This window comes from Nostoc sp. (assembly GCF_036917655.1).
Lineage (GTDB): Bacteria > Cyanobacteriota > Cyanobacteriia > Cyanobacteriales > Nostocaceae > Nostoc.
This window is the reverse complement of sequence record NZ_JBALCY010000009.1, coordinates 130,956-146,824: the sequence shown is the minus strand read 5'-3', so window position 1 is coordinate 146,824 and position 15,869 is coordinate 130,956. Positions and strand designations below refer to the sequence as shown.

Here is a 15,869-nt window from a genome sequence, read left to right as displayed (position 1 = left end):
GATTAACGCACAATTTCCATGTCCAACATCTAAAATAATCAGTTCAGGCGAGTCCATCATCTTCATCGGGTTTAGGTGCTAATTCAAATTTTTCAAAATATAGGTCATCAGATTTTTCTGCTCCTGTATTTACGTGAGCAAATAAACGGATATCTGGTTTTAATGCAACTCTAATATTTTCTGAAATCAGAGAAGCTGGAAAACGAACAGCCTTATGGGGATTCCAACCTGGAACAAATGCATCTACAACACCTTCACCAGATTCTTCATCAATATTAGTAATCCTAACTATCGTTCTACGAGGTTTTCTAGTACTCGGTATTTTACCAGAAAGTTCTAAGATACAATCTTCTATTCCCTTAGCAATGCTTGAAGCATCGGCTTCTTCTCGACTCAGTAGTACAGGTATTTTATGTCTCCATTTCCTAATCGAAAAAGATGTATCCATTTCTGTATACTGAGTTATTAACAATGATGGAAATTTACAATCGTAAAGATTTGCAACTAATTCTGCACCATAAAAGTTAGCAAATCCAGAATTACTCAATCGGTGATCGCACACAGCACCTTGAGAATTTTCTCTAATAAGTGATACCAAGTCACTAACATTGCGAAAATGTCTATTGTCTAATAAAAATGGTTGGTAGCCTGCTTCTTCTACTTCCCAAGCTGTTACCTCAGCTAGGTTTTTATCATCATCAATTATAGCTATTTTTATATTATTCAAAACTTTTGTCATATTCATAAAACTTACTCTCTAATAAGTGTTAATTCTACAATAAATTCTGCTCCACCTAATTCACCCTTTGCAATTGCATCTACCGAGCCTCCCATATCAGTTACAGAATCTCTCACAATTGTCAATCCTAAACCTGTACCACCTTCCCTAGTGGTTTTACCAGGTAGCCAAATTTCGTCTATTTTGATATTATGAATTCCTGAACCATTGTCTAAAAATTTTATTTTTAAACTCCTTCCTTCAATTTCAGTTCTGATAATTAATTTACGTTCTTCTATACGTCCACCTTCAACATTAAAAGCATTTATAGCATTTGTTAAAAGATTTGTAATAATTGCTTCTAGCAAAGCCTCGCTTCCATAAATGCAAGGTTTAGTATCAATTTTTTCTTTGATAACTTGAATTTCACCTTCATCAAAAAAACTTTGAAAAAGTGCGACAATCTCATCAATAACACTATGGACATCTACAACACCTGCACGACGTTTTTCTCGTTTCAACAGATGCAGAGGAAAATCAGAAAAGCGTAGTAATGACTTACTTACTTGATAAAGCTTTCTAACTGGTTCTCCGAAATATTGTTCATACTTTTCTCCCAGAATTTCTTTACCCTTTTTTTCTATTCTGTTAGCTATTTTTGCAATTGAAGTCACTGGTTTAGCAGATTCATGAGCGAAAACTGCTGCGGTTGTTCCCGCTGTAGCTAGACTGCGATACAACTGAAGGTCTTCACGTAATACCTTGGTTTCACGTTCTGTTACAGTTTCGTATTGCTGAACAGCTTCTAAGACTTTAGGACGAGATTCTTGAGGAACTTCTGCTTCAATAACTTCTTCAATTCTGGCTTTAGCTTCTGTAAGATCACGAGGAACTTGTTTCTTAACCCTTTGTCTTTGCGTTTCAGTAACTTTCAGCCTTTCTTTCGCCATCCATTCCAACACATCAATTGCGAAGCGTTTTAACTCTAAAAAAGCTTCATTTTCAATAAAACCAAGCCGATCAGTTTTTTGAAGTAACATATCGTCATAGTCTTTAACAATGACTCTACCAATAACTGTTTTAGTTGAAGGACGAACTTCTGGATTTCTTGCTCGTGCATAATTTAAGTTCAACCAATCATCGTCCGAATCTCCATAGGGTTTTACCCGTAAACCTCGATGGTAGAGACGAACATTCCCTACTTTAGCAAGCCATTCTCTAACTTGTGTGAAAGAAACAGAAGCCTTTCTAGCTGAAAAAGTTTGAGGATTTAGAAAGAATACCCACAGTTCAAATTTAGTTGCAGGTGTTTTGTAAAGCTCTTGAGAAATATCACTATGTTTTGCCTGAAAAATTACGTTCTTCTGCCAGTCCAGCAAACTTGCTTCAGCAATCCCAAGTTCATTTATACTAGCTTGCAAATGATATTCGGCATCATCAAAGTAAGCATTGTTTACTTGTTTTTCAATTTCAGAAAATTCTGGGGCAATAAGTTTAAGGCTAAAACCTACATGATTGTCAAATGGATCTGCTAGCAGTAAAAGTTCCCTAGCTAGTCTTTGGATATCACGTTTATTAAATATATTTTTAAGATTGCTGACGATAATATGAGTTCCATACCCTTTATCTGTGATACTTTTTTGAACATCAAAAGCAACATCTTCTACTACATCAGCTTCCTGAAAATCATCCCAATTAATCGTTAAAGAATATTCAACTCCTGGTTCATGTTTAGGTCTAGTTTTTAAGAATACTTGAGAACCCATCTGTAGAGCCGCTAACCTACCTAATCCTTTATTACCTACAGGTAAGCGACCTAATTGAGTAACTTCACGGATAGCTTTTTTCGAGCGGCCTAGCACCAGCCATCCCTCGCTAATGGCATCTTTATCCATACCAACACCGTTATCTGAAATAATAAGCGAGCCACCTATGGTGCTAGTTTTGATAAGTTCTACTGTGCATTCAGTAGCATCAGCATCATAAGAGTTCTTAACCAATTCGATGATTCCTTGGTCTGGATTTGGAATGAGTTCTTCTCCCAGCCTTTGCAGAATTTTAGGTGAAAACTTAAAATGCATCATTGTTTCGCTACAATCTCAATAATTCAATAATTTCTACTTGATTAATTTAATTCGCTATTATTTAGCAATAAAGTCTAGTTTGATCTAAGGCCAATACACAGTAAGGATAACTAGTTCACATAGTGAAGTGACCCATAGAGACTATTTAGCCTTGATTATCTACCTAAATTTTAAATCTTCCGCTTTAGCCTAGCAAACAAAACCTATCTTTGAGCGATCGCTAATATTCGCCTCGACGCAGGAATGCGGGGAGTTTTTTTGATAGGTGATTCAGCGGACATGATATTAATCCCTGCTTATGAATCGCAAACGCTACAAAAGAAGAAAAATCTGCATAAAATCAAGGACACCTCTTGTGGGTGTCCTTAAATATAAACTCAATGGATTCCCAACAAATCCCAAACTACTTGCCGTTACCAGCATTACCATTATTTTGAATGACACGTTCGGCAAGCTTTTCCGGCACTTCCTGGAGATGGTCATATTCCCAGTGGAAAGAACCAACGCCAAGAGTGAGCGATCGCAGCTCTACAATAAAGTTTTGCATCTCTGCTTGTGGCAAGTATGCAGAGACATTATCCCAGCCTTGCCAATCATTTTTACCCTCATAGCCTAAAATTTGCCCGCGTCTACCACTCACCAGTTGCAGCACCTTGGAGGTAAATTCGCTAGGTGTGGTAACATCCACCCGCAAAATCGGCTCTAACAGCGTAGGTTCCCCTTGGGGTATCCCCGTTTGCATTGCCAATCGGGCAGCTTGCTTAAAGGCTTGTTCGGAACTGTCAACGTTGTGATAGGAACCATTAGTCAGAGTTACCGCCAAATCCACTATTGGGAAACCCAAAGGCCCATGTGTGAGAAATTCCCGCACGCCCATTTCCACGCCAGGAATGTACTGTTTGGGAATCACGCCCCCGACAATAGTTTCATTAAAGTTAAAGCCTGTACCGCGTGGTAAAGGCTTAATTTCGAGAAAAACATCACCAAACTGTCCGTGACCACCGCTTTGGTGCTTGTAGCGCCCATGAACTGAAGCCACCGTTTTGCGGATGGTTTCTTTATAAGCCACTTGCGGCAAGTGCGTTGTCATTGGCAAGTTATATTTGCGGCGCAGTCTGTCTAGGGTGACTTGCAAATGAATTTCGCCTTGACCCCACAGGATAACTTCGTGAGTATCGCCGTGTTGTTCCCAAGCAAGTGAGGAGTCTTCTTCTAACAACTTGGTGATGGCACTGCTGAGTTTAACTTCATCGTTACGCTTTTCTGGTGTAATGGCCAGAGCATAAACTGGTTCCAACTGTGCAGCTTTGGGTAATTCCATCGCCGACTGCTGTTCTATAGAGATTGTATCGCCTGTTTTGACTCCTTCTAAACGGCTCAATGCGACAATTTCACCAGCACTAACTTGGTTAACAAACTGCTGTTGTTGTCCCATGAGGCGGTAAATTCCCCCAGTGCGAATGCCATTGAGGACAATACCATCAGTTAATTTGCCCCGCCAAACACGCACGAGAGAGAGTTTGCCACCTTGGGGAGTGTAATAAGTTTTTAATACCTGCGCTAGAGGTGTATCACCTTTTAAGTTTTTTAAGCGACGTTCTGCTGTGGTTTCTGGTTCGGGGGCTTCCCGTAACAAGGCTTCTAATAGAGGTCTAACACCATAATCTTGTTCTGCCACACCAAAGAAAACGGGCACTACCAAATCTGCCCCTAATTCCATTTTTAAATCTTTGAGGATTTCCTCTTGGGGTGGCTCAATGTCTTCTAAAAGTTCTTCAAGTAAATGGTCGTCAAAATTTGCTAGGGCTTCGAGCATTTCTGCCCGTGCTGTATGTTCTTCTGCTTTTAAACTTTCGGGGAAAGGAATGGGGTCAGCAGGTGCGCCTGGATGATATTGATATGCCTGTTCGCTCACCATATCAATAAAGCCGGTGAGTTGTTCCCCGTTCATGATCGGATATTGATGCGCTACCAAAGGACGGCTAGATACTGCTTTCAGGGCGTGCAACGTTTCCAAAACGTGAATATTTGCCCGATCCATTTTGTTGACAAAAATGAGGTGGGGAATTTCCCAATCGTCTAGGAATTTAAATAGAGGGGCGAGGGTAAGGACTCGCTCGCGTATAGGTTCGCAAACTACGATTGCCGCATCTACTCCGATTAAAGCATTGTACGTTTCTTGGGCAAATTCTACACTTCCCGGACAGTCAATAAAAGTGAAGCGAATGCTGTCATACTCAGTGCTAGCGGCGCTGACTTCTACACTCATCTGGCGATCGCGCGACTCAGCAGCACTATCTCCCACTGTATTGCTGTCTTTAACACTCCCTTTGCGGGAAATTGCCCCTGTGACAAATAACAAGCTTTCTAGTAAAGTGGTTTTTCCACTTAAATAAGGCCCGACAATTGCAACATTGCGCGAACCCGATTTTACTTTTTCGTTCATAAAACCTCCCTTGCGGTAAGTTTTTCCTAACCGCATTATTCTGCTGTATTTATCAGGGATAAAAAATGGTTCTCTGGAGTCAAAATTACCCCTTCTTTAATTTGTTATTATCCTCCCTTTAATCGAAAGTTAAAAAAATTGTAGTCTGTCGTAAGATTTAGCTTAAGAAAAGTTAAGGATCACAAACTTTCATGCAGAATAAAAAATTTTTGTAAAAAAGTCTTTATGAAGTAAATTTAATAGGACTTACGCAAAAGTGTCTCAAAAACCTGATTTGTCGTAGCGGTAATTCATGAATTACCGCTACTTCAGAACTTTTTTGCATAAGTCCTGTTTAACTGAAAGTGTTGCGAGTCAGAAAATCAATGGGATTATCATTCTCTAAATATCGCATAGCAGGGTTAGTAAGTTTGACTTTGTTGGTTGTGAGTATTTCCTCGCCCTCTCTTTCTCTATCTCCTCCTGTGGCCTCAAAGCTGGCACAATCTAATAGTAAAACTGCCCTAGACTCGTTAAATCAAGGTTTACAGGCAATTCAGGCGGGAAAGGTACAAGATGCGATCGCAGCCTTTAAACAAGCAGCCAAGTTAGATCCGACATTGGCACCAGCGCACTATAATCTAGGGCTAGCATTCCGACAAACGGGAAAATTACAACCCTCTGCGGACGCATTTTATCGAGCGACACAAGCTGATCCCAAATTTGCTCCAGCTTTTGCTAATTTAGGTGGTGCGTTGTTAGAAGGTAATAATTTACAGTTAGCTAACGATTATTTGCAACGCGCGTTAGAACTTGATCCCAAACTAGGATTTGCCCACTATAACTTGGGGTTGGTACGAGAACAGCAACGAGATTGCCAGCGAGCGATCGCATCTTTTAAAAAAGCCATAGAATATAGCAAAAATGCACCAGAGCCTCCTTATCATATGGGGATGTGTTATCTCCAAGAAGGCAAAATCGATCAAGCAAAAAATGCCTTTAATCAGGCAGTAAAAATTAATCCCAAATATCCAGAAGCTTACTACAATCTCGGTTCAATTTGGTTTCAACAACGCAAATTCCAAGAAGCCTTAGAGGCTTTTAGAAAATCAGCCGAAGCTAACTCTAACTATCCCAATGCTTATTATGGTGCAGGGTTAGTTTTTATGCAGTTACAGCAATATGGAGATGCAGTACAAGTATTCAAATTTGCTAGAGATTTATACAAAGCTCAGGGTAATCCCCAGTGGGCAAAAAATGCCGAACAATTGTTGCAACAAGTACAAAATTTAAATTACCAACCTCGCTGAGGCGCAAAAGCTTAATATTGCATAACATAAAACTATTGGGTTGACTCGCTGGTGTTGTCTTAACTTGTCCCGATTGGAATGAAACGTACATGCAAAAGCGCCTGAAGAGTCGATTTTTATTTAGCGATCGCTGGCTTGATCGACACTCAATTGTTCGCAACATGGAAGCCTTCCAAGACTTAATTGTGATTGTCTTGTGTTTTGGTTTGTTTGCCGTCATGCTGATGCAATTGTGGGGGTTATTTATCGCCATTACGCAGCAACTGGATTATAAACATGTGACTGCAAAAATCCTATTTGTGTTGATTTTAGTCGAGTTATTTCGACTGTTAATGGTCTACTTGCAAGAACATAGTATCTCTGTGGGGGTAGCAGTTGAGGTAACAATTGTATCTCTACTGCGAGAAGTAGTAGTTCAGGGAGCGCTGGAAATTTATTGGGTTAATACGCTGGCTATTTGTGGTTTGTTGTTTGTTTTGGGTGGGCTACTTGTGGTCTGTGCTAAGACGCCACACATGGATTGTATGAGCGCTAACACTAAGTTTTGTCCGGTTGCGAGAGGTGGTAGGGAACGGCAAAATGAGTTGGAATTACAGTATTCACGTCAATGTGATGAGAATCAACCGCTTGGATAAATTCTGATGAAAATGGGGAATGGAGAGTGGGGAGTAGGGAGATGAGGTAGAATTTTCTCCCTTATCCGTCCTATCTCCTGATGCATCTATAGAGTAACGGCTATTAATTACGAATTACGTTAGCGTAGCGGTAGCGAGTCCGCGTACCCCTCGCTCCGCGAACGGGGAAGCGAGCTACGCGCAGCGTCTCCTAAGAGAGCGTCATTACGAATTACGAATTACGAATTTATATAACACCCTCGCAAGGTACATACTCAAGCAGCGGCTACTATCAGCCAGACTGATTTTGGGCTAAATTCCGATGCCCTGAAATTTCCTGAATTACCCGCAGTGGAATACCAGCATTGCTCATCTGGGTTAGCGCGGTACGCCTAAAGCTGTGGGTACTCACGCCAATTATCCCAGCTTGTTTACAAGCTCCTCTAAAAATCCTAGCGGCTGAATCTTCGCTGATATGCCCATCATTGCGACCGGGAAACAGAGAAACATCTCCTGCCAGTGGGTAGTATTCACCCAATAACCGCCGCAAATCTTCAATCACTGAGATTGACCTAGTGGCCAGCTTCCCTTTGGTGTTTCCCTTCCTAATAATCAGCCGGTGTCTAACAATACCTTTGGGTGTGTAAATGTCTTCAGTCAACAAGGTACAGGCATCGCGATCGCGGTCGTTGTCTAAGCCATCACTGAAAATTAGCTGTATCTCTTGCTGTGTGAGAATCTTGGCTCGATCCTGCCGATTGATTTTCATTGTCAGACTGTAGACCCTGTATCACAGAATACACCTTAACTGTCTTAACTGTCCTTGCGTTTTTGTCAAGATTTTGAGATATTAAATTGAAAAATCAATTCAGATAGAAACTTATGACAACCGAGCAAGAGCTTCAATCTCTTTTTAATACCTTAGATAGCGATAAAGACGGTAAAATCTCCATTAATGATCTTTTTTTAAGTCCTGGCTTAAGTGCAATTATCTCATCAGAAACAAACACCAATAGTCCCCAGGAGTTACTAGTACAGTATGATTCAGACAAAGACGGTAGTATTACCTTTGAAGAGTTAAAGGAAGCAGTTGAGAAAGCAAGTAATTTAAACTAGCAATCAAAAAATCAAAGTCACCTCCGCCCCCGACAACCCTACGTAAACCCTGCTATTTCAACACTGCGTTGACCGATAGCGGGGTTTTATAAATTATTGGACATCAGTCATTAGACATTAGCCTCCTAATCTCTCCCAATTTTCCCTAACTCTCTAACCTTCCCTGACTCGTTAGCATCTTTACTAGCTTCCCAAGCTTTTGCAAAGCCAACGGGACATTTCAGCATAAGTAAGTGGGCAGAAAATTTCTAATTATGTAACGAAAAGTTAAGCAGAAGAATTAGAGTTAAATTTTAGACGCTGCGTACTGTAGTTGCCTCTTTCTCCTCTGGCTTGAACACCATCAATTACGGCATAAGCAAGGTCTAATTCATCATTAAATACTTGACCACATAGTTCGTCTTTTTTCAGGTGTTGCCACTCCAATTCAATCGGGTTCATTTCGGAGCAATATTTGCGTCTGATTCAGCATTAAAAAAAGCAGATGTTTGTTCCCATCTGCTTTCATAAAAGATTCGTTATCTCATTTACTTGGATACCAACTGATTAACTGGAGCAACCCCAGCCAAATCCAAAATTGACGCGATCGCATCTTCCCGTTTCACCGCCATCATATGCACACCCTGACATAATTGCCGCGCTATTTGCACTTGCTCGGCGGCGATTTTTATCCCTTCCTCAAAAGGATCTTTGGCTTTTGCCAATCTATCAATAATATGTTGGGGAATATTTACACCCGGAACACATCTATTAATAAACTGGGCATTTTTTGCCGACTTCAACAGAAAAATTCCTGCCAAAATCGGTTTTTTATAGCCAGCGGCAATGGTGTCCATAAACTTTTCAAGCAGGTCAAAATCGGTAATCAACTGACTTTGAAAAAACTGCGCTCCTGCTTCGATTTTGCGTTCAAATCGACTTTGCAAACCCGACCAACTTTTACATTGTGGATCTACTGCTGCACCAACAAATAAATCTAGCGCTCCATCAGTCAGGGGTTTCTCGTTGCAATCAACGCCTTGATTCATCTTCCGAATCAGTTGCAGCAGTCGCACAGCTTCCAAATCAAACACAGCTTTGGCATCTGGATGATCGCCTGCTTTTACTGAGTCGCCAGTCAAAGCTAAAATGTTATGGATGCCCAAGGCATGAGCGCCCATCAAATCAGCTTGTAAACCAATGCGATTGCGATCGCGGCAAGCAATTTGACAAATTGGCTCTATGCCGTTTTGTAACAAAATCACCGACGCCATTAACGAAGACATCCGTAACACTGCGCGGCTACCATCAGTAACATTGACAGCATGAACCCTTCCCTTAAGAGTCGCCGCCATTTGAATCATGTGCGCTGGATCTCCTCCTTTCGGCGGTGCTACCTCGGCGGTAACTAGAAATTCACCTGCTTGTACAGCTCTCTTGAAGGCTGTCGGGCTATGGGTGTGATGCATAAAATTAAGAATTTCCATTTCTTAAATGGTATAGCAAATCACACCTAAAAGGGACAACTTATAGAGGGAGAGAGTAGCCTAAAGCAGTTTTTACTTGTGATAAAGTTTGGTTGGCGATCGCTCTAGCTTTTTCCCCTCCATCCCGCAACACAGACTCTAAATAGGCTTTATCTGCCGTTATCGCCTGATATTTTTCTTGGATTGGTTTTAAGGACTCAATTATCGTGTCCGTCAACAATGGCTTAAATTGTCCCCAGCCCATATCCTGACACTCAACTGCGACATCTTCCTTTCTCTTCCCAGAAAGCAATGTATAGAGCGTTAACAAGTTATTACACTCTGGACGCGCTGGATCATCAAAAGTCAGCCCACGAATCGGATCGGTTTTACAACGCTTAATCTTGTATTGAATCTGTTGTGGTGAATCTAGCAAACTAATCCGGCTTAACTCCGAAGGATCAGACTTCGACATTTTGCGTGTACCGTCCGCCAAACTCATCACCCTTGCCCCTTCCTTACGAATCAAAGGGTCTGGTAACTTCAGAACTGGTTGATCTGGTTTACCAAATTGGTGATTTAACCGAGCTGCAATATCCCGTGTCAATTCCAAGTGTTGCTTTTGGTCTTCACCCACTGGCACTTTATCCGCTTGGTAAAGCAAAATATCAGCCGCCATTAGCACAGGGTAATCTAACAAGCCTGCACTCACATTTTCTCCCTGCTTCACAGCCTTTTCTTTGAACTGGATCATATCTTGCAGCCAGTTTAGAGGTGTAATGCAGTTGAGCAACCAGGTGAGTTCACTGTGGGCCGAAACGTGGGATTGTACAAAAATAGTGGAGTGATTTAAATCAAGACCACAAGCTAGATAGAGAGCAGCAAGAGTGTAAGTATCAGCTGCTAACTGTGTTGGGTCGTGTGGCACTGTAATCGCGTGCAAATCAGCCACAAAAAGGTAATTTTCGTATTCGCTCTGACCTTCTACCCAGTTGCGAATGGCTCCCAAGTAGTTACCTAGATGGTAATTGCCGGTTGGTTGAACTCCAGAAAGAACACGTTGCTTGCCCATAAATTTCAACTTAGTTATCTCAAATCCGCGCTATGTCAAATGGCGATGTCTGGCGACAAATCGGTTTGCATCTACGCAAAACTCATTTAATTTTGACATTTTCCAGCGCAACTCGCCGTTGAAATATTGGAGTTGACTCTTACCGTTGCTTTAGCTACAGGGAGAATCAAACCTATTTTTGAGCAACCTCTTGGTAAGTAGTGCTTCCAAGATGATAGCAAACATCAATTTACATAATTTTGTAATTCTCGATGATAGCGCAAGGAACAGACTTTTCTCCCGACCAATCGGTAAAGGTATCTTCATTTTTGTAATGCCTTGGCGTTTGCATAAGCAAGTGCCAAGCATCTTTGACATCTAATAAATTTAAACGTTCAGGATAGTGGATCTTTAATAATTCTTGCACTAGGGGATAATAGTCAGAGTTTATTCCTGGAAAAATATGATGTTCTGTATGATAAGAAAAATTTAAATGCAATTTGTCAAATATTTGAGGAACACGCAGGGACATACTATTAATGAGTGGATCGTTGACGCTTGTCATCCGACAAAGCATGTGATTTGTATAGACGTAAAATATTGCTCCAGCGTAACCAATCCCAATAGGCAGAAAGTAGCTCAACACGATTTTTAAGAAATTAAATTGTAAATATACCAAGATACTCAAATGAATCATGACAATTACAAAAAGTTCACCTGCGATTAACCAACGTTCTTTAGTTTTGACTGTAAAGGCAGCAGGAACAAAACTCACAGATTCACGATTAAACAATAGCACAGAGGCTAAATTGCGAAGATTATGTGTTCCCCATGCGGTTGCCATTCCCACTATTAAACTAATGGGATTAACCTCCGCAGAAGGTACGCATACATTTTGAATCCATTTACCCCAAGTTTTCGGCTGCTTGTATAAGTAATTGCGATCAGGATCTGCTAAAGAATTAGTTTTATTATGATGTTCTCGATTATGTACTGCTTTCCACAATGTCGGTGGCATCCACAACATCGCTAGCCCTAGCAAGCTAATAATTCTGAGTATACGGGAGTTTCTAATTACGCTACCGTGCATCAGATCATGGGAGCTAAATAGCAAGACGATAATACTATTGCCCATCACTATAGCTAAAGGCAAATAAAGCCATAAAAGATATAAATTCCAACGATCTAGATAAGATGCGATCGCCCAGCCTAGAATCAAAATTGCCCAATTAATTAATAGAATTGCTAATTTACTTGGATCGGGGAGAAATACTTCCGCAGGGAGTAGGGGACGCAATTTTTTTGCATACTCTGCTTGGCGAATTAACTTTTGGGCGTTACAAACTTCCATAAATATTATTGAACTTTATTTTATTTAAGTTATCTTAACAATAAACAGTTTCAAAAATTAACGTAATTTTTACCCTAATTTTGCTATTCCTATTGGTAGTATAACTGAATACTGAAAGTGAATTAGGAGTTTAAACATGGTTTCTCTACATACACTACAGTCTCTAGAAAAATATATACCTTTAGTAGGAGATATGAATATTAAAACCCCACTAGCATATACAGCAACGCGTGGGGCGGTAGAGGTAGTCAACACAATACAAATGGCGGTAGCCGAGGCTTATATCAACGGGTTAGAAGTTCCTGACCCAGTATTAGAATCTCTTTTTAATACTTGTATGCCTATCTTTTTTAAGTACTTCCCTGCTCTTTTAGCACCTTATGAATGGGTATTAAAAGAAACTGATCATCTTGCTGAAGGCCCACGGGATCTGATGAAAATTCAGTATGATTTGCCTCAAGCAATGCTGAATAAGATGTTGGGCGACGGGAAACTCATTTATCCTAAGTACAGCATGGGATTGTGGGAAAAAGGAGCATTAAACCTTGAGCAATCTCAGATACATATGATCGATGATGTGATTCAGAAGTTAGACATTAAAGATGGAGACAATATCTTAGATTTTGGTTGTGGTTGGGGATGTGTGCCAAATTACATTCTTTCCAAATTCCCCAATGTCAAAGTTGTCGGTCTGAATTTGAGCCACGAGCAATGTGAATATATGCGTCAGAAGATGCAAGATCCTGAAAGCAACCTCAGTTCAGGTCGATTCACGCTGTACGAAGGAGATTTAAATGATACAACATTTGAGACGAAATTTGATAAAATCCTTTCGATTGGTGTTTTTTGTCATGTTGGTAATTTAACTAACTCTTTTCAAAAATTAGCGAGTTTGCTGAAAGATAATGGCAAGGTTTTTATTCATATTATTACAGTTCGTACCCCTAATAATATATCCAGCGCCTTCACGCACAAATACATTTTTCCCCACGGTAGGTATTGGAACTACGATGCAGTTCCTAGCCGGAATAAAGACCTCAAAACAATTGAAAGATGGTATCTCAACGGTTCCAATTACTCTCAAACATTTGCCCAATGGCTAAATAATTTTGACGAAAATCAGGTAACAGTCAAAAACTTGGATTATGGGATGGATTATACCAAGTTTCGCCGGATATGGAGGTTTTATTTAATATGGTTTGTTCGGAATTTCGCTAGTTGCAATGGTGAATACAATGGTAACGGTCAGTACTTAATGGTTCATGCTTAATGGAGTAAGATTAGCAGCGAGCCGAATAGCCCGTCGTAGACATCGCTCTCCAGAAACTGCATTGATTGTATGATTACTTACTAGCACTGGTGGGTTACGGAAAATCCCAATGGATTAATTTTTTCACGAAAACCAAACTTTTAAATTGGATTTACCTCTCTGCTAAACCCACCTGTCCTCCAATTAGCCCCAGAAACCCTGTTCCAAAGTGCTGAATCTCCAAAAAACTTGCTTGCTCTGGTGAGGTTTTGTAAATTCGGAATGTCTTCATAATTCCTAAAGTTGCAGCACTTTCTAGAGGGCCAACAAAGCTAATATCCCGGTCAAGAAAATAAGATTGATTAGCCCATTGAGCCATCTGATTTGCATTCAAAAAGTAGCAGCCTGCATGAGGGTTAAGGGCACGACGAAAGGTAATTGGTGCATTCAGAATTGTACCATTGAGTTCCTGTTGCTCCTGCACATTTTGAAAGGGAGCCGTTACTCGTAAAGCTAAATCTCCATCAATGTAAGCTTTGTGAACCAAACCGTGGGGGGAAACTTCATAACGATGTGGCTGGAACAAATTTAAGTCACCAGCTTGTTGGGTAAACCAGTTTAATTTTATAAAAAACCACGGGTCATAGATAATTAAGTCATCTTCAAGGAAGCAGTAGTAATCATACTGACCGAGACAACTTTGCAGAACTGCTTGGCACTCAAACCCTAATAGTAGAGGTTCTACATTAGTAGAATGATGCCTATATAAATGGGATGGTAGGGGAAGCTGATTCAGAAGATGATCATCTTTGGTTGTACAAATAACAATATCTAGTTCGTGAGACTGCGGCTGGTTGGCAGGAAAAGCTAGTCGTTGAGCAATGTTGATGATACTTTGTGATTTACCAAATAATTGGTGTAAGGCGGTAAGGCTTTTAGTTAACGCCTGCAAGCGGGGTTGCGGGTCTTTGCGTTGGGAAGCATGACGACCCTCACTGCTAGGTTTGAAAAAATGGACAATGGTAAAAATAATTCGCATTGAGGCTATAGATTTATTGTTTGTAAATATCCTTGTTTTATTATTTTTTCCTAATCAAAAAAGTTCAGTTTACCCAATTAAACTTCGGGAAAATCAACCCCAATTACTTATCTAATTTCTGCTAAATCCTTTAGAAGGTGGGCGTTTTTTCAAGTTATCAGAACTTTTACCAGCAAACATCCATTGCAAATGCTGTGGTAACAGTTTCGCCAAATCATAACGCTTCAGAATTGTCTCTCGCGCATTCGCACGAATTGCTTTCATCTCCTGGGGATAATTCAGCGCCTCTTCAACGCGATTAGCAATATTCTGGGGAGAAAAGAAATCTACCAGCAGTCCATTCACCCCATCCTGTATCACCTCCAATACTGGCGGAGTTTTAGAAGCTACTAATAAACACCCTGCTGCCATTACTTCTAACATTGACCAAGATAAAACAAAAGGACGAGTTAAATAAACATGAGCAGAAGAAGCTTGCAAAACCTGAAGGTACTCATTATAAGGAAGCCTATCTGTAAAGTGCAGCCTCGATAAATCCAAAGATAATTTTTCTAACATTAATTGTTTATAAGTCTGACCATCGGGGAGATTCTTCCCATAAGCAACTCGATCTTCTCCCACAACTACCACATGGCACTTCGGTCTTCGCTGCTGAATTAGCGCCACCGTTTCCATAAACTGCGGAAAACCTCTATAAGGTTCCATTCCCCGTCCCACATAAGTTACCAACTCTTCCACATGGGAAAGGTCAAGATTTATTCTTGGTAAAACTAACTTTGCGCCTGGTTTGGGAGTAAAATATTTGGTATCAATACCATCATGAAGTACAGTGAGTTTGCTATGATATTCTTTAGGAAACTGCTGCCGTTGCCAATTGGTCGGAGAAAGACCGCGATCGCAACTATATAAATCAGTCAGAATCGGCGCGTTTTTCACGCGGATACGGCATTCATCATCAGCATTCATTGGTTCATTGGGATCAAAATCTGCATCAGAACCGTGAGCATGGTAAAACCACTCGAAATAACACAATAATTCGGCTTTGGGGAAAACATCTTTCATAAATAAAGTTGGTCCCCAACCAGAATGACCATAAACTATATCTGGAACGAAACCCTCAGCTTTTAATTTTTCTGCCACGCGATAGACAGCCTGCGCGGTGAGAACAGCATTTTCCAGGTTGCGAACATAGTGGTGGGTTTGGGGGGCAGCTTCACGAGAAGGAGTGTAAATAGCTTTATAAACGCCAGGTATTTCCCCTTCACGACGATTTGTCCCAAAGACGACTTTGTAATTAGCATCCTTACCTAAAACTGTCGCCAGATTGCGAAATTGCGAGGGAAAATTGGGGTGTAAAAATAAAATTTTCATTGGAATAATCTTGATTAACTTATTGCCTGATAAAATAAATTAAGACAAGCTGCTTAAGATTATAAGATTATTTATCACGATTTTTAGCAAGTAAAT

14 protein-coding genes are annotated in these 15,869 nt (G+C 40.5%); 4 read left to right on the top strand and 10 right to left on the bottom strand.

Annotated features, from left to right (window positions below; genetic code table 11):
• Window positions 1-43: 43 nt before the first annotated feature.
• From V7K30_RS05000 to V7K30_RS04990, 3 genes are all read right to left on the bottom strand, one after another.
• Window positions 44-745 (bottom strand): hypothetical protein, encoded by a 702-nt coding sequence (locus V7K30_RS05000; RefSeq protein ID WP_334997698.1) that lies wholly within the window; start codon window positions 743-745, stop codon window positions 44-46.
• Window positions 746-750: 5 nt separating this feature from the next.
• On the bottom strand, window positions 751-2,802 hold the full coding sequence (locus V7K30_RS04995) for an ATP-binding protein (RefSeq protein WP_334997696.1): 2,052 nt from the start codon (window positions 2,800-2,802) through the stop codon (window positions 751-753).
• A gap of 403 nt (window positions 2,803-3,205) precedes the next feature.
• Window positions 3,206-5,248 carry an elongation factor G gene (locus V7K30_RS04990; protein WP_334997694.1) on the bottom strand — a complete coding sequence of 681 codons (2,043 nt, stop codon included), beginning with the start codon at window positions 5,246-5,248 and terminating at the stop codon, window positions 3,206-3,208.
• Between the two features lie 365 nt (window positions 5,249-5,613).
• Here V7K30_RS04990 and V7K30_RS04985 point away from each other — a divergent pair, with 365 nt between their 5' ends.
• Both V7K30_RS04985 and V7K30_RS04980 read left to right on the top strand, forming a co-directional pair.
• On the top strand, window positions 5,614-6,537 hold the full coding sequence (locus V7K30_RS04985) for a tetratricopeptide repeat protein (RefSeq protein ID WP_334997692.1): 924 nt from the start codon (window positions 5,614-5,616) through the stop codon (window positions 6,535-6,537).
• Window positions 6,538-6,626: 89 nt separating this feature from the next.
• Window positions 6,627-7,172 (top strand): phosphate-starvation-inducible PsiE family protein, encoded by a 546-nt coding sequence (locus tag V7K30_RS04980; protein ID WP_334997690.1) that lies wholly within the window; start codon window positions 6,627-6,629, stop codon window positions 7,170-7,172.
• Between the two features lie 271 nt (window positions 7,173-7,443).
• Here V7K30_RS04980 and V7K30_RS04975 read toward each other — a convergent pair whose 3' ends face one another.
• The gene (locus V7K30_RS04975) at window positions 7,444-7,920 is read right to left on the bottom strand and encodes a tyrosine-type recombinase/integrase (protein ID WP_334997688.1); all 477 of its coding nucleotides are present in this window, start codon (window positions 7,918-7,920) and stop codon (window positions 7,444-7,446) included.
• Between the two features lie 113 nt (window positions 7,921-8,033).
• Here V7K30_RS04975 and V7K30_RS04970 point away from each other — a divergent pair, with 113 nt between their 5' ends.
• Window positions 8,034-8,267 carry an EF-hand domain-containing protein gene (locus tag V7K30_RS04970; protein WP_334997686.1) on the top strand — a complete coding sequence of 78 codons (234 nt, stop codon included), beginning with the start codon at window positions 8,034-8,036 and terminating at the stop codon, window positions 8,265-8,267.
• A 267-nt stretch (window positions 8,268-8,534) separates the two neighbouring features.
• Here V7K30_RS04970 and V7K30_RS04965 read toward each other — a convergent pair whose 3' ends face one another.
• The 4 genes from V7K30_RS04965 to V7K30_RS04950 form a co-directional block, all read right to left on the bottom strand.
• The gene (locus V7K30_RS04965; RefSeq protein ID WP_334997684.1) at window positions 8,535-8,708 is read right to left on the bottom strand and encodes a hypothetical protein; all 174 of its coding nucleotides are present in this window, start codon (window positions 8,706-8,708) and stop codon (window positions 8,535-8,537) included.
• 86 nt (window positions 8,709-8,794) lie between these two features.
• Window positions 8,795-9,715, bottom strand: a complete 921-nt coding sequence (locus V7K30_RS04960) for a methylenetetrahydrofolate reductase (protein WP_334998148.1) — start codon at window positions 9,713-9,715, stop codon at window positions 8,795-8,797.
• Window positions 9,716-9,773: 58 nt separating this feature from the next.
• Entirely contained in the window at window positions 9,774-10,784 is a 1,011-nt protein-coding gene (gene trpS, locus V7K30_RS04955) for a tryptophan--tRNA ligase (RefSeq protein ID WP_334997682.1), read from the bottom strand.
• Window positions 10,785-11,013: 229 nt separating this feature from the next.
• Complete coding sequence (locus V7K30_RS04950) at window positions 11,014-12,114, bottom strand: fatty acid desaturase family protein (RefSeq protein WP_334997680.1); 1,101 nt, start codon at window positions 12,112-12,114, stop codon at window positions 11,014-11,016.
• A gap of 136 nt (window positions 12,115-12,250) precedes the next feature.
• Between V7K30_RS04950 and V7K30_RS04945 the strand changes: the two genes are divergently transcribed.
• Window positions 12,251-13,384: an SAM-dependent methyltransferase gene (locus V7K30_RS04945; protein WP_334997678.1), complete on the top strand. Its 1,134-nt coding sequence runs from the start codon at window positions 12,251-12,253 to the stop codon at window positions 13,382-13,384.
• Window positions 13,385-13,535: 151 nt separating this feature from the next.
• Here the strand turns inward: V7K30_RS04945 and V7K30_RS04940 are convergent, their stop codons facing one another.
• Both V7K30_RS04940 and V7K30_RS04935 read right to left on the bottom strand, forming a co-directional pair.
• Window positions 13,536-14,402, bottom strand: coding sequence for a calcium-binding protein (locus tag V7K30_RS04940; RefSeq protein ID WP_334997676.1), 867 nt, complete (start codon window positions 14,400-14,402; stop codon window positions 13,536-13,538).
• Between the two features lie 111 nt (window positions 14,403-14,513).
• Entirely contained in the window at window positions 14,514-15,773 is a 1,260-nt protein-coding gene (locus tag V7K30_RS04935) for a glycosyltransferase family 4 protein (protein WP_334997674.1), read from the bottom strand.
• Window positions 15,774-15,869 lie beyond the last annotated feature (96 nt).

Bases quoted from the DNA above. Each gene is read 5' to 3' on its own strand.
- V7K30_RS05000 (WP_334997698.1), bottom strand. From the start codon at position 745: ATGAATATGACAAAAGTTTTGAATAATATAAAAATAGCTATAATTGAT.
- V7K30_RS04995 (WP_334997696.1), bottom strand. From the start codon at position 2,802: ATGATGCATTTTAAGTTTTCACCTAAAATTCTGCAAAGGCTGGGAGAA.
- V7K30_RS04990 (WP_334997694.1), bottom strand. From the start codon at position 5,248: ATGAACGAAAAAGTAAAATCGGGTTCGCGCAATGTTGCAATTGTCGGG.
- V7K30_RS04985 (WP_334997692.1), top strand. From the start codon at position 5,614: ATGGGATTATCATTCTCTAAATATCGCATAGCAGGGTTAGTAAGTTTG.
- V7K30_RS04980 (WP_334997690.1), top strand. From the start codon at position 6,627: ATGCAAAAGCGCCTGAAGAGTCGATTTTTATTTAGCGATCGCTGGCTT.
- V7K30_RS04975 (WP_334997688.1), bottom strand. From the start codon at position 7,920: ATGAAAATCAATCGGCAGGATCGAGCCAAGATTCTCACACAGCAAGAG.
- V7K30_RS04970 (WP_334997686.1), top strand. From the start codon at position 8,034: ATGACAACCGAGCAAGAGCTTCAATCTCTTTTTAATACCTTAGATAGC.
- V7K30_RS04965 (WP_334997684.1), bottom strand. From the start codon at position 8,708: ATGAACCCGATTGAATTGGAGTGGCAACACCTGAAAAAAGACGAACTA.
- V7K30_RS04960 (WP_334998148.1), bottom strand. From the start codon at position 9,715: ATGCATCACACCCATAGCCCGACAGCCTTCAAGAGAGCTGTACAAGCA.
- trpS (WP_334997682.1), bottom strand. From the start codon at position 10,784: ATGGGCAAGCAACGTGTTCTTTCTGGAGTTCAACCAACCGGCAATTAC.
- V7K30_RS04950 (WP_334997680.1), bottom strand. From the start codon at position 12,114: ATGGAAGTTTGTAACGCCCAAAAGTTAATTCGCCAAGCAGAGTATGCA.
- V7K30_RS04945 (WP_334997678.1), top strand. From the start codon at position 12,251: ATGGTTTCTCTACATACACTACAGTCTCTAGAAAAATATATACCTTTA.
- V7K30_RS04940 (WP_334997676.1), bottom strand. From the start codon at position 14,402: ATGCGAATTATTTTTACCATTGTCCATTTTTTCAAACCTAGCAGTGAG.
- V7K30_RS04935 (WP_334997674.1), bottom strand. From the start codon at position 15,773: ATGAAAATTTTATTTTTACACCCCAATTTTCCCTCGCAATTTCGCAAT.